Origin of the sequence: Algoriphagus marincola DSM 16067 (assembly GCF_000429405.1) — a bacterium.
Lineage (GTDB): Bacteria > Bacteroidota > Bacteroidia > Cytophagales > Cyclobacteriaceae > Algoriphagus > Algoriphagus marincola.
The window spans coordinates 254,278-267,990 of record NZ_AUBU01000002.1; the positions used below are offsets into that span (position 1 = coordinate 254,278).

Consider the following 13,713-nt stretch of genomic DNA (forward strand, 5'->3'; position numbering starts at 1 on the left):
GAGCCGGTCAGAAAATTTGACCGGTTTTTTTATGCCTAATGGTTTCTACTTGAGGTTTTTCAGGAGGGTAGGCATGTTATATATTTTTACCTTGTCTCCTTCTACTAAAAGAAGCTTGGTATTTCCGACGACTACTTTGGAGGCTTTGGAATCTTTGACTTCAAAAAGCTTGAAAATCGCCTTGGTGGAAAGGCAATAGGTGTTCAAGTAGTTGTTTTCAATCCACAATAGATAGTCTTTGTATAGGCATAAATTTGGAATTTGTTTTAGATTGATCTGGCGAATCAGATTACCTTGATTATCAAATACGAAAACCCCTTCTTCAGGCGCCAATACAAACAATCGATTTTTGAATTCTCGCATTTCGAGAATATTCAGGTTTTTGGAGTCTGTGAGTAGGGGTAGGGGTTGTGCATCTAATACCAGATTGCGTAAATAGTCCATCCGTTTTAAACTCAAATCCGACTCATCCCACACCCATACGATATTATTGTTACCAAATGTGGCAGCTTTGGCCAGGTTGATAGAAGCGTCAAAGAAATTATGCTCAGCTATTGGATTTAGGAACCTATCGAGAACTCGGTATTCCTGTAGATCTTCCGAAAAAGTAAAAATATTCACTGTCCAAGCAGCTTCCAATTGATTGATGCGACCTTGGCGTGGAGGTGAGAAGTAGTTCAGTCGATTTCCTTTTGAGTCGTAGAGATAAAGGTCTCCTTGTCTACTACTGATGAATATCTGATCCTGGTTATCCATGGAGACTTGGTCAAGACCATTGATTTCGATCTCTGCCAAGGCGTTCTCCAGCAAATCTTGACTCATGCTTTCCACTGCCCAAAGGGTAAAAAAAATCAAAGTGAGGGCCAGCTTTTTCATTTTTCAAACTCCATTAGCTTTGCTTCCGAACCATCAAATTCCAAATAGGTGTATTGACTCACCCATTCTCCCAGGTTATAATAGGTAGCATTCGTCCCTACTTTCAGTTCTAAAGGCAAATGTCTATGCCCAAAGACATAATAGTCGTAATGCTTCCTGGTTTCTATCTCTTTGCAGTATTGCCACAGCCACTCATCTTCGCCTAAAAAGTGATTTTCATTTTTTTCTACGTTTGAAATTCGGCTATGACCAGACCAGGCTTTAGCGAGGCGAACACCTAAATCGGGATGCAGCCATCGAAAAAGCCATTGGGCAAAAGGATTGGTAAAGACTTTCTTCAGCACCTTGTATTGCTTGTCACCCGGCCCCAAGCCATCCCCATGACCTACCAAAATACTTTTTCCATTCACTGATAGCTCAATAGGATGATGGTAAACCGGAATTCCTAGCTCTTGGGTGAAATAATCCTTCATCCAGAGATCATGGTTTCCAGTAAAAAAGAGAATAGGGATTTTACGTTCTCTGAGCTGATGAAGCTTGGAGATAAAAGGAATAAACCCTTTAGGAATTACCTCCTTGTACTCAAACCAAAAATCAAAAATATCTCCAACCAGTAAAATTGCGGCAGCTTCTTCCTCTATCTCTCCCAGCCAATGAATTATTTTTTGTTCTCTGAGTTTGCTCTCCTGACTGGTGGGAGCCCCTAAATGGAAATCAGATGCAAAAAAGAGTTTTTTCCCATTCAGTTGATAATTGTGTGGCTTCCCGGTCATATCGAAAGATAGAGTTAGTCTGCAAAAATAAAAAGTCCTGATAGATATCAGGACTTTCAAATTAAATGTGCGATTTAAGTTTAGCTTTTCGCCTTTTCATCAGTCTCTGGTTCAGACTCAGACTCAGCAACAGAAACCTCTTTCTTGTCCTCAGCTTCTGAGGAAACCTCTTCAGATTTGGCTTTGATTTCAGCATCTTCTGCCATCTTTACCTCTTCTTTATTCTTGCCGTTAGTATAGGCTTGATAGGTAGTTTCTTTGGCAAATGGTCGCTTTCCGATTAGTTTCTCCAAATCAGACTGGAAAAGAATTTCTTTTTCGAGTAATTCTTTGGCCAAAGTCTCCAATTCTTCTCTTCGCTCTTTGAGCAAATCGAGCGTTCTATGGTAGGCAAATTCAATCAGTTTATGAACTTCCTGATCGATCATTTCAGCCGTAGCTTCGGAATAAGGCTTGGTCATTTTGTATCCGTCGCTCTTACTATCGTAGAAGGATACATTTCCCAATTTCTCATTCATACCATATACAGAAACGATGGAATAAGCCATTTTGGTGATACGTTCCAAGTCACTGAGTGCTCCTGTGGATATCTTGCCAAAGACAATCTCTTCTGCTGCACGTCCACCCAAGGTCATGCACATCTCATCAATCAGCTGTTCGGTCTGATACAGGAACTGCTCTTTAGGCAAGTACTGCGCATAACCAAGTGCTGCTACACCTCGTGGTACGATGGATACTTTTACCAATGGATCAGCATGCTCTAGAAACCAACCTGCCACTGCGTGACCTGCTTCATGATAGGCTACGATTTTTTTCTCCTCAGGAGAGATGATCTTATTCTTTTTCTCCAGTCCGCCAATGACTCTGTCGATAGCATCTTGGAAGTCCTGCATGTCTACCGATTCCTTGTTTCTACGGGCAGCGATCAAAGCAGCCTCATTACAAACGTTGGCGATTTCAGCACCTGCAAAACCGGGAGTTTGAGCTGCTAATTTTTTAGCATCCACGTCTGTAGAGCTTTTGATTGGCTTCAAATGAACTTTGAAAATGGCCTCACGCCCTACGATATCCGGTTTGTCAATTGAGATTTGTCTATCAAAACGACCCGGTCGAAGCAATGCGCTATCCAATACATCAGGTCGGTTGGTGGCAGCTACGACAATCACACCGGAGTCTGTACCGAAGCCATCCATTTCCACCAACAAAGAGTTCAAGGTGTTTTCACGCTCGTCATTGGAACCAGGCATTTGGCCTTTTCCTCTAGATCGACCTATCGCATCAATCTCGTCTATGAAGATGATACAAGGGGCTTTTTCTTTTGCTTGCTTGAACAAGTCTCTTACTCGAGCGGCACCGACTCCGACGAACATTTCCACGAAGTCAGAACCAGAAAGGGTAAAGAAAGGGACACCGGCTTCCCCAGCCACCGCTTTTGCAAGAAGGGTCTTGCCAGTTCCTGGAGGGCCTACCAAAAGAGCACCCTTTGGGATTTTACCACCTAATTTGGTGAATTTTGAAGGGTTTTTAAGGAATTCTACGATCTCCTGAATTTCCTCTTTTGCCTCGTCTAGACCAGCCACATTATCAAATGTGATTTTGACTTTATTTTCTGCGTCAAAAAGTTGGGCTCTTGATTTTCCTACATTGAAGATTTGACCACCTGGCCCCGAAGGACCTGCCATTCTTCTCATCATAAACCAGAAGAAGACAAACAGTAGCAATAAGAAGCCAAAGCTTCCAAACCAGGAAGTCCAATTTTCTTCTGTGGTTACACTATATCCAATTCTATCTTCCGATGGGACACTTTCTTCCAAGGCATCAAAGTCAGTTGCAAACTTGTCCGAAGATGCTACTTGAAGTGAGTAGTGAGGACCATTTGGGTTGAAAAATGAAGAGTTAGACTCCAATTCATTTTTATACTTGGGGTCATTCAGCGCTGCTGGCTTGAGGGTGATATCTACCCGGTCCATGTTTTTCACAATCATGACCTTGGCTACGTCACCACCATTGTACATATCTTCAAACCGCTTCTGGGTAACGTCTACGGTTGCGCCGCGCTGCTGTATCCAAGTCAGTCCGATCAAAACAACCACTGCCGCGACAATTAGCCATATTTGGAAATTGGGCTTCTGTGGTGGTTTGGGGACAAACTTCTTTTGCTTATTAGGTTCGCTCATTAGATTTTTTTGGTATTTCTATAAACTTATGGTAAAACGGAAAAGGGATAGTAAAGTTTGTTACCTATCAATCATGAACCTTAGAAAGAACTGCGTCTCCCCAAAGGTCTTCTAATCCGTAGAATTCTCTTTTATCTTTTAGAAAAATGTGGGCTACTACATCCACATAATCTATCAATACCCATTGATTGTTGTTTTTGCCCTCTACCCGATAAGGTGAGGCTTCACCTGCTTTTGATACTTTCTCCTCAATTGAATCTGCAATTGCTTCCACTTGGGTGTCAGAATTGGCAGAGCAAATAACAAAAAAATCGCTTACGGTATTTTTAATATTTCTCAAATCCATCACAACGATGTCTATGGCTTTTTTATCATCCATTGCATCTGCGATGACTTGACTTAACGCTTCTGCTGTCATATTATTCGTTTAATTTTGTCTTCGGTCTATAAAACTACCTGCTAAGAAGACAAACCATTTTAAAATGTATAAAATTCTTGCCAATACGCTTTTTTTAGGAAAAGATATTCAATATCTGCCAGAGTGTCACTCTACCAATGACATTGCCTTCCAATTAGTCAGGAATCAGACTGCCCAGGAGGGAACGCTTGTAATTTGTAATCATCAGCAAGCAGGTAAAGGGCAGCGCGGTAATCACTGGGAGTCTGAACCAGGAAAAAACCTGACGTTTTCTCTGGTGTTAAAGCCGACGTTTTTGGATGCGTCCGAGCAATTTTATCTCAATATGGCGGTAAGCTGCGCAATTCGAAAGGTTCTTGCCGATTATTTTCCCTTGATTCAAATCAAATGGCCAAATGATTTGATTATCGCTCAAAGTGGAAAAATAGGTGGAGTCCTAATTGAAAATAGTATAGGTAAGTCAGGTTGGGAAGTGGCAGTAGTAGGCATAGGCTTGAATATCAATCAGACCGATTTTGGCTCAGGAAAAGCGGTCTCACTGAAAAAGCTGACAAGTTTAGATTATTCGCTGCAAGAACTTCTGCGTCTGCTTGTGACTCAGCTTGAGCAGTATTATTTGTTTCTTCGCAAAAGAAAATTCGCTCAAATTCAAACAGAATACCTTTCCAATTTATTTCTCTATCAGGAGTGGGCAAACTTTGAAGGTGAAAGTGGTCCCTTTGAGGGGAAAATCATTGCAGTGCAAGCAGATGGTAAACTTGAGATGGAATTGCAAGGAGGAATCACGAAGTCTTTTGATTTTCAGACTATTCGCTTTCCAGACTATTCAAAGCCATTTTAGATTGCGGGATTTATGCGGTACCTTTGCAAAAGTTTTAGCAAATCAAACTATAATCATTTATAACTATGTCAGAGATTCAATCTGAAAAATTTATCCAATACAAAGTAAAAGACATTTCTCTTGCTGATTGGGGACGTAAAGAAATCAAACTTGCAGAGTCAGAGATGCCAGGATTGATGGCGCTTCGTGAAGAGTATGGTGCTTCCAAGCCTTTGAAAGGGGCAAGAATCGCTGGATGTCTTCACATGACTATCCAAACTGCTGTATTGATCGAAACCCTCGTTGAGCTTGGGGCAGAAGTCACTTGGTCTTCTTGTAACATTTTTTCTACGCAAGATCATGCTGCTGCAGCGATCGCTGCTGCCGGAATTCAGGTTTATGCTTGGAAAGGTATGACTGCTGAGGAGTTTGACTGGTGTATCGAGCAGACTTTGTTTTTCGGAGAAGAGAAACAGCCATTGAATATGATTTTGGATGATGGTGGCGACCTGACTAACATGGTTTTGGATAACTATCCTGAACTAGTGGCTGGAATCAAAGGATTATCTGAAGAAACTACTACTGGTGTTCACAGACTTTATGAGCGTATGAAAAATGGCACCTTGCCACTTCCTGCGATCAATGTGAACGACTCGGTAACCAAGTCTAAATTTGACAATAAGTACGGATGTAAAGAGTCTTTGGTAGATGCTATTCGTCGTGCTACTGATGTGATGATGGCTGGAAAAGTAGCCGTTGTAGCAGGATATGGTGATGTAGGAAAAGGATCCGCAGCTTCTCTTCGTGGAGCTGGAGCAAGGGTAATTGTTACCGAAATCGATCCAATTTGTGCTTTGCAGGCTGCTATGGATGGTTTTGCTGTAAAGAAGATGGTAGATGCAGTGAAAGAAGCTGATATCGTAGTTACTGCTACCGGTAATAAGGATATCATCACTGGAGAGCATTTTAAAGCAATGCGTGACAAAACGATCGTGTGTAACATCGGCCACTTTGACAATGAAATTGATATGGCCTGGTTGAATAAAAACTATGGACATACTAAGTCTGTCATCAAGCCACAGGTAGATCTTTACAACCTCGATGGAAATGACTTGATCATTCTTGCAGAAGGTCGTTTGGTAAACTTGGGATGCGCAACAGGCCACCCTTCATTTGTAATGTCTAACTCATTCACCAATCAAACTTTGGCACAGCTTGAGTTGTGGACTAAGACTGACGAATATCAGCCAGGTGTTTACGTTCTTCCAAAGCATCTTGATGAAAAAGTTGCAGCCCTGCACCTTTCAAAGTTAGGAGTAGAGCTAGATACTTTATCAAAAGATCAAGCAGAATATATCGGTGTCGAGGTACAAGGGCCATTCAAGCCAGAGTACTACAGATATTAATCAACGATCTAATTTTTGAAACCCGAAAGCCTCAGCCTTCGGGTTTTTTTATGGCCTTAATTGTAGTGTTCTGCCATCTGGGAGGAGAACATCAACCTGCGTCTGGCAGGAATCCAAAGGTGTATATGTCAATGAGTGCCTGAGATTTTCGTTTCCTCTCGTTACCTCCCAAAGCTCTGCAGCAGAATCTGCCAATCTGCTATTACCGCTTAAAAAGCATGTGAAATTAGCAATACGGTCAGCTTGCAAGCTCATTTTTATGCTTCGTCCGGCAGGATTAAGTCCTTGCATACTTCCTCTGGAAACTATTTCTGACAAGGAAAAACCATTCAGTAGCTGTTGGTGATTGAAGCTGCCCGAAAGCGTAGAGTTCAATTCATTTGAAGTGGTAATTGATAGCCCGTCAAATTCCTCACGGATATTTCGAAGGGAGGTAAAAGTAAATGACCTTTTACCCTCAATTTCCCAATCCCGATAACTATAGCCCTCATAGGCTAAGGACCAAGTGGCCTGAATAGAACCAGAGACAGGGAACTGCAGAATTAATTTTCCAGATCGTACAGACTCGCCTTCTTCACAGCCGGAGCTAAAATTGAGGATTACGGTGCCTTCCGTGCTATTGACGGATATTTCAGGGCATCCTGGCAGGGTATCACTTTCTATATTTTGATAAGAATTGAAGCTGATCATTGCAAAAAAGAGACTTTCACCCCATGCTTCCGAAATGGTTAAAAATTGGTTGGCTTCTTGGGTCAAATCAGTTCGGATAGTCCGTTCTGCATCCTCCTGACAAGAAAACAAGCCAAGTGCTGCTAAAGGAAAAAGGAGAATTAAAATACGTTTCATTTTCAGCGATACTCTTTTCTGTATTGTTTTCAAATATTGGGCCTGATGACTATCTTGTTTGGATTTTATTTTGGATTTCGATCTTCTGAGGATCGTATTTTAAAAGAACCTTCTAAAAATAAATCAAGAGACAGTCTAACCCAAAAACATAAATTTTCGACATGAATTTCAATGAAGGAATGCTTCGTGAAGGGGCACTTAAAGGTAAAAATATTTTGGTCACGGGCGGAGGAACTGGCTTGGGTAGATCAATGGGGAGTTATTTTCTAGAATTGGGTGCAAACCTGATCATCACTTCCCGAAAACTAGATGTGCTCAAACAAACAGCCGAAGAGATGATGGCAGAAAAAGGAGGGAAAGTACTGCCTCTTGCCTGCGATGTGCGGGATATAGAGCAAGTTGAGCAGATGTGGAAAGATGCTACCGAGGCTTTTGGAACCATCCATGTCGTCTTGAATAATGCAGCAGGTAATTTTATCAGCCCGACAGAGCGACTCTCCACCAATGCCTTTAATACAGTTCTTGATATCGTTCTCAAAGGAACTTCACAGGTGACACTTAACGCTGGTAAGGACTGGATCGCCAAAAAGCAGGCCGGGACATTTTTGAATATAGTTACAACATATGCTTGGACAGGTTCTGGCTATGTGGTTCCATCAGCAGCGGCAAAGGCTGGAGTATTGGCAATGACTAGATCCCTTGCTGTGGAATGGGCCAAATACGGAATCCGATCAAATGCCATCGCACCTGGACCATTCCCTACTGAGGGAGCTTGGAGTAGGTTATTGCCAGGAGACTTGGTGAAAAAGTTTGATCCTGCCAAAAAAGTACCTGTTGGAAGAGTAGGGGAGCACCAGGAGTTAGCAAACCTTGCAGCCTATTTGGTTTCGGATTTTTCGAGCTATGTCAATGGCGAAGTGATGACTATTGATGGAGGAGAATGGCTAAAAGGAGCCGGGGAATTCAACAATTTGGATATGATTCCTCAGGAAATGTGGGATATGCTAGAAGCGAGTCGCGGAAAAAAGGGATGAGCCCCAAGGTGATTTGGGGCTATCTGAAAGCAAAATGGAAAATCAGAAATCTTTAAGGTCTCATTCTAAAGAAGAGTCAGCATCGCTTGTCTCTTCTTTGAAAGCCTTTTGTTGATTGACAGATTCTTTGATGCTCTTTTTTAGAGCTGAATCTAGCATGGAAGTTTCTTTCTTTAATAATTCGACCAATCGGCGTGATTCTAGCGATTGTTGTTCTATTTCTAGAATATCAATAAGTCCGATAATATTTGCTACTCTGGCTCGGAGGGTGTGAGACTGCTGAAAAGCTAAGTCTTTCAAAAAGTAATGATGTTCTTTCAACCAGATTTCCTGTTTTTTTCGCTCACTGATATCAATGATGATTCCTTGAATCTGTTTGGGTTTTCCCGCTTTGTCCCATTGAGTTGTTTTACCAAATCCCACAACCCAAATGATTTGCTCACGCTTGGAAATCAATCGAAACTCCCTTTTAAAAGGGATACTGCCGGTTGATTTGAAATGCTGAATTAAGTCTGATCGCAATTGGGAAAAGTCATCTTGATGGATATGCTTCTCCCAAGCTATTTTTCCCACCTGGTCAATTTCTTCTTCCGAATACCCAAGGGTCTGAGCAAGTCCTGAACTGATGGTATTGGATTGTTCGAATGGATTGAAATCCCAAAACCCAAGAAGTTTATTTTCTAGAAGACTATCCAAAAATTCATGAGGACGGTCTGTTCCATCCATGTATTCGCCCAATGCAAGATTGTAGGGTTTTTGGCTATCCACAGGATGACCGATCCCTAGGCAAGTCCCAAAATCATCTGAAATAAAGAAGAACTCCCACTTTGTCTTTAATAAAGTTTGATCGGGATAGTTTATTTTCTGGAGCTCTACAAAAAATGATTGATGGTGGTTTTGCCAGGCTTTTATGCGATTATTTTCATATTTTAACCAGTCGGATGACAGGAAGCAATCGGCGAAAACCATTGGTTTTTTCGATTGATCAAAAAGTGAAGGAACTGGACCTATCCCCGAATCACTGGAAAGGACTTTTCCCTCTCGATCCAAAGTGACTTGCATCAAGTATTCTGAGGCAATGGCTAGTTGAGCCATGAGATTAAGTCCGTCCAAATTCTTCATTGTACTAAAAGCATACGCAAAAGTAGATAAAAAACATAAATTATATTGCAAAATACATTTAAAATTATTTGAAATGTCAAATATTGATTTAAACCTCGGAAGGTCTGAGTTTGGGAACCCTGAAAATGTTGGAAATGTACTCCCTAAGAGTGAAGCCTTTGAATTATTGAATAGCTGGGTTAAAAATGAAAAATTGATTGTTCATATGCGGCAAGTGGCTCATCTTATGAAGTCTTATGCCAAGGAAAAAGGGTATGATGAATCAACTCAATATCGCTGGTTTTTGGCGGGACTTCTTCATGATGCTGATTGGGATCAGTGGCCTGATTTACATTGCAAGAAAATAATCGAAGAACTTGAGTCACGTCAGGTTGATCCGGAGATTATCCGCGCAATCGCCTCTCATGGACCCAGGTATTTTGGGGTAGAGCCAAAAAGTGAAATGGACAAGATGCTCTATGCTTTTGATGAGCTCAGTGGGTTTGTTCATGCCTATTCGCTCATGCGCCCCACAGGCTATGAGGGTATGGAAATCAAAGGGGTGAAAAAGCGATTGAAGGATAAGACATTTGCCGCTCAAGTGAGCCGAGAAGACATCAGAGATGGCTCAGATCGAGCTGGCATGAGTGTGGAGGAGCTGATACAGTTTGTGATTGATAATCAACCCGATGCCTTAAACTAGAAGAGGAGAATTAATCCTCCTCTTCTTGATTAACTGGTCTGAAATTCCCTTCTTGAAGTGGCTCGGACTCCAATTCGGAATCATAGTTGAATACTTCCACGATAGGGCTTTCGGTGATGTCTGGCACCCGAAAGCTCACTAGCATATTGCTCAAACTTTCTTGAATCCTTTCGTAGGCTTGTTTGACATCCTCAGCGGTAACTATCATGTATTGGGTTACCTTTTTTTCCTTTCCACTATCCCCATCTGCTACTAGGTAAGTGATTTTACATTTGTGCCAGATATCCGCATCCTCATAGAAAAATACATCTACGATATTGCTTTTGCTGATACCTGTGACCTGAAAGTCTCCCCGAATCTGGGATCCTAGTCTATCATATAAAATTGCTTCAGCCTCCGTGAAGGATACCGCATCTACCAAATATTGCTCGGAGATGCTTTTGAGAAGGCCTTGCTCATTTTCTTTGGCGTATTTTACTTTACACAAAAACCACGTTCTCATCTTATTCTCATTTAGACTGTGAAAGTACAGCATATCATTAAATAGTCCATGAGATCAGTTGGTCAAATCTAGATTATATGAAAAGGCTTTTTTCAAGTTTTTGATGCTCAGTACTTTCGGAGTTAAATTTTTTCATTGGTTGAAAAATTTTAACTTTTCATGAAATCGAGCCTACCTTCCGCAGGCAGGTATAACGTACTCATCAAACAGAGGGATGCCCCGATGGATCGGAGAATTTATGCGAGATTCCATGTGGCCTTTGAAAATCAAATTGTAAACACATGAATATCCAACACTATGGTCCGAAATATATGGTTTAGCTTTCCTGTACAGCTTTTCCTGCTTCACATCCGAAAGAATCTAGCACTAGTTCTGGTGTGGGCATTACTGTTTCTGATCATTTTTGAAGGTTTCGGTGTCACCTTAGGAATACCCTTTCTTTTCTTGGATCCTGAGTATCTGCACGAAGTCTCCTGGTTGAGTTTTTTTCTGATGGGGGTTGGTTTTTCGGTATTTACGATGGCCTTTCATATGACTACTTACATCATGGATGGTCGACAGTTTTCCTTTTTAGCTGTTTTGAAAAAGCCCTTCATTCACTTCTGTATCAATAATTCGATCATACCACTCCTTTTTTACCTTGCTTATTGTCTTCGTTTTGTTTCATTTCAGCTTCAAAATGATTTAAATTCTGAATGGGAGGTATTTATCCTATTTGGAGGATTTTCTATAGGTAGCATTCTTAGCTATGGGCTGATCTTTGGCTATTTTGCCTTTACCAACAAAGACTTTTTTGTACTCTTTGCGGGGACTCTGGACCGCCGATTGAGGAAAGTGAAGTTTACTCGAAAAAATGTCATCAGTCGCTACAAGGATATCAAGAATAAGCCTCAGTCAGTTAGGAGTTATCTTAATCTTGCCTTGCGATTTGAGCCAGTCAGGCCAGATATTTCCCGTTTTCAAGCTGCCAAGTTGCTGAAGGTATTTGACCAAAATCATCTGAATTTATTTCTGATTCAGGTTCTGCTGATTGGTTTGGTGATCGGCTTAGGTTTGTTGAGAGAGCAGCCGATTATGCAGCTTCCAGCCGGGATGAGTGTATTATTGCTTTTTGCGATTTTGGTGATGTTGGTTGGGGCGGTGAGTTTTTGGTTGAGAGGCTGGGCCACCGTCACAGTGTTTGCTGCGATTTTACTCCTCAACTATTTTTCGAATTTCTCTTTTCTAAATAGACCGCATGAGGCTTTTGGGATGAATTATCAAGTTCCTGCAGCCGAATATACCTTGGAGCGATTGGACTCCTTGCTGCATCCTGACACTTTGGCAAAAGACCGCAATAATACGATGCGGATTTTAGATAATTGGAAAAATAAAACTGGAGAGTCCAAACCAAAACTGGTGCTGATAGCGGCTAGTGGAGGAGGACAACGGTCTGCATTATGGACGTTTGTGGTTCTACAGCATTTGTATGACATGCATCAGGGGAAAATTCTAAAACATACAGAGCTATTTACCGGTGCTTCGGGAGGGGTTTTGGGAGAAGCTTTTTTCCGGGAGATCTATTTACAATCTCTGGATAATCCTGCTGTCAATCCCCTTGATTCGGCCTATTTGGATCAGATTTCAGCAGATAATTTGAACCCGATTATTTTTTCGCTTTTAGTCAACGACCTACTGATTCGTAATCAATACTTCCATTACAATGGCCAAAGATATTTGAAGGACAGAGGCTATGCTTTCGAAAGCCAATTGAATTCAAATACGATTGGCGTAATGGATAAGCAACTTAAGGATTATCGAGAGCCAGAATTTTCAGGAAAAATCCCCTTGCTTCCCGTGACATCTTTAATTACCAATGACGGAAGGAAATTGATCATATCTCCTCACTCGATGTCTTACATGGGGACCTCGATCAAAGGTCAGTTTGGAGCTGAAGAAAAGAAGCAAAGCGTTGATTTTCTTCGGTTTTTCAATGAGCAAGATGCTGAAAACCTACGGTTTTTGACGGCTATTCGAATGTCTGCAACCTTCCCATTTATTACTCCCAATATCCAATTGCCTTCTGACCCTGCCATGAAGACGATGGATACGGGACTTTCTGATAATTTTGGAATTCAGGATGCCCTTCGATTCACTTATGTGTTTCAAGATTGGATTCGCCAAAATACCTCCGGGGTGGTCTTGGTCACAATCCGAGACTCTCAAAAATCCATGCAAATTCCTGCCAGCCCCCTCCCTAGAATCGCCGAAAAGATTTTCAATCCCTTGAAGAATATCTACTCCAATTGGGATAATGTGCAGACCATTCAAAATGAAGTGCTCTTCAATTATATGTCAGAATCCATGAATTTTCCCATGGATCGTGTAGAATTTGAATATGCACCGGAATTGGTACAAACTGAGGAACTGACAGGTAGCCAAGAGACGATGAAGCGGGCTTCCTTGAATTGGAGATTGACTGCAATGGAAAAAAAGTCCATTCTGATGAGCATTCAAACAGAGAAAAATCAAGCTTCATTGAAGAAAATAGAAGGCATTTTTGCAGAAAAAGCTGAAGAAAAGGAGCTTCAATAGGCCAATCCTAATCGCTTGTAGATAAAATGCATCAACCAAGCAGGTCCGATCAAAAGGAATTGTACGTCTTTCAGGAAAGATGGCTTTTTACCCTCGATTTTGTGTCCATAAAACTGGATGATCCATGAAATGACAAAAATTCCCAAGCTGATTAGCCAAAGTTTCCCCGGGAAAATAATGCTTAGGAAATTTGCTATGGCTAGACAAATCGCAGAAAACAGAAACATGCCTAAGGCTAAAGGAGCCGAAAGCGTGATGTAATACACTAGAACCAAAAAGAGTGCGATGGTCGCCCAATTTGCGAAGCCTCCCAACAGGCCGAGGTATTCTGGAAGTGGTCCTGTAGGAATGCTGAAAACCAAGCCGACGATGCTAAAGAAAATAGCAGGCACACATACCCAGTGGATCAATTTATTGGTGGGGTTTTGGTGACTGAGGCCATATTCATGGAGGAGTTCATCTATTTTTCGCATCGGTTTTTTG

Annotated in this window: 13 protein-coding genes; 5 read left to right on the forward strand and 8 right to left on the reverse strand. The window is 41.5% G+C overall.

Translation table 11 applies throughout. The annotated features are described in order from the left end of the window. Window positions 1-45: 45 nt before the first annotated feature. The 4 genes from G457_RS0104235 to rsfS form a co-directional block, all read right to left on the reverse strand. Window positions 46-876, reverse strand: coding sequence for a hypothetical protein (locus G457_RS0104235; protein ID WP_026945352.1), 831 nt, complete (start codon window positions 874-876; stop codon window positions 46-48). After that, complete coding sequence (locus G457_RS0104240) at window positions 873-1,649, reverse strand: UDP-2,3-diacylglucosamine diphosphatase (protein WP_035483123.1); 777 nt, start codon at window positions 1,647-1,649, stop codon at window positions 873-875. Before G457_RS0104240 ends, G457_RS0104235 begins: the two co-directional genes overlap by 4 nt. A gap of 80 nt (window positions 1,650-1,729) precedes the next feature. Continuing rightward, on the reverse strand, window positions 1,730-3,826 hold the full coding sequence (ftsH, locus tag G457_RS0104245; RefSeq protein WP_026945354.1) for an ATP-dependent zinc metalloprotease FtsH: 2,097 nt from the start codon (window positions 3,824-3,826) through the stop codon (window positions 1,730-1,732). A gap of 67 nt (window positions 3,827-3,893) precedes the next feature. Beyond that, complete coding sequence (rsfS, locus tag G457_RS0104250; RefSeq protein ID WP_026945355.1) at window positions 3,894-4,244, reverse strand: ribosome silencing factor; 351 nt, start codon at window positions 4,242-4,244, stop codon at window positions 3,894-3,896. A gap of 64 nt (window positions 4,245-4,308) precedes the next feature. Here rsfS and G457_RS0104255 point away from each other — a divergent pair, with 64 nt between their 5' ends. Further along, window positions 4,309-5,085, forward strand: a complete 777-nt coding sequence (locus G457_RS0104255; RefSeq protein ID WP_026945356.1) for a biotin--[acetyl-CoA-carboxylase] ligase — start codon at window positions 4,309-4,311, stop codon at window positions 5,083-5,085. A 65-nt stretch (window positions 5,086-5,150) separates the two neighbouring features. Beyond that, window positions 5,151-6,470 (forward strand): adenosylhomocysteinase, encoded by a 1,320-nt coding sequence (gene ahcY, locus G457_RS0104260; protein ID WP_024284973.1) that lies wholly within the window; start codon window positions 5,151-5,153, stop codon window positions 6,468-6,470. A gap of 48 nt (window positions 6,471-6,518) precedes the next feature. Here ahcY and G457_RS0104265 read toward each other — a convergent pair whose 3' ends face one another. Next, window positions 6,519-7,316, reverse strand: a complete 798-nt coding sequence (locus tag G457_RS0104265; RefSeq protein ID WP_026945357.1) for a hypothetical protein — start codon at window positions 7,314-7,316, stop codon at window positions 6,519-6,521. A gap of 161 nt (window positions 7,317-7,477) precedes the next feature. Here G457_RS0104265 and G457_RS0104275 point away from each other — a divergent pair, with 161 nt between their 5' ends. Next, on the forward strand, window positions 7,478-8,350 hold the full coding sequence (locus tag G457_RS0104275; RefSeq protein ID WP_026945358.1) for an SDR family oxidoreductase: 873 nt from the start codon (window positions 7,478-7,480) through the stop codon (window positions 8,348-8,350). A gap of 60 nt (window positions 8,351-8,410) precedes the next feature. Here G457_RS0104275 and G457_RS0104280 read toward each other — a convergent pair whose 3' ends face one another. Then, a complete protein-coding gene (locus G457_RS0104280; protein ID WP_162142687.1) occupies window positions 8,411-9,445 on the reverse strand; it encodes a PAS domain-containing protein in 1,035 nt (344 codons plus the stop codon). 100 nt (window positions 9,446-9,545) lie between these two features. Between G457_RS0104280 and G457_RS0104285 the strand changes: the two genes are divergently transcribed. Further along, window positions 9,546-10,154 carry an HD domain-containing protein gene (locus G457_RS0104285; RefSeq protein ID WP_026945360.1) on the forward strand — a complete coding sequence of 203 codons (609 nt, stop codon included), beginning with the start codon at window positions 9,546-9,548 and terminating at the stop codon, window positions 10,152-10,154. A gap of 10 nt (window positions 10,155-10,164) precedes the next feature. Here G457_RS0104285 and G457_RS0104290 read toward each other — a convergent pair whose 3' ends face one another. Next, window positions 10,165-10,656 (reverse strand): DUF4494 domain-containing protein, encoded by a 492-nt coding sequence (locus tag G457_RS0104290; RefSeq protein ID WP_026945361.1) that lies wholly within the window; start codon window positions 10,654-10,656, stop codon window positions 10,165-10,167. Window positions 10,657-10,953: 297 nt separating this feature from the next. Here G457_RS0104290 and G457_RS0104295 point away from each other — a divergent pair, with 297 nt between their 5' ends. After that, entirely contained in the window at window positions 10,954-13,230 is a 2,277-nt protein-coding gene (locus G457_RS0104295; RefSeq protein ID WP_026945362.1) for a patatin-like phospholipase family protein, read from the forward strand. On the opposite strand, the gene G457_RS0104300 is transcribed toward G457_RS0104295, so the two are convergent. After that, on the reverse strand, window positions 13,224-13,703 hold the full coding sequence (locus G457_RS0104300; protein WP_026945363.1) for an Mpo1 family 2-hydroxy fatty acid dioxygenase: 480 nt from the start codon (window positions 13,701-13,703) through the stop codon (window positions 13,224-13,226). The two genes, G457_RS0104295 and G457_RS0104300, sit on opposite strands and share 7 nt — an antisense overlap. Between the last annotated feature and the right edge of the window lie 10 nt (window positions 13,704-13,713).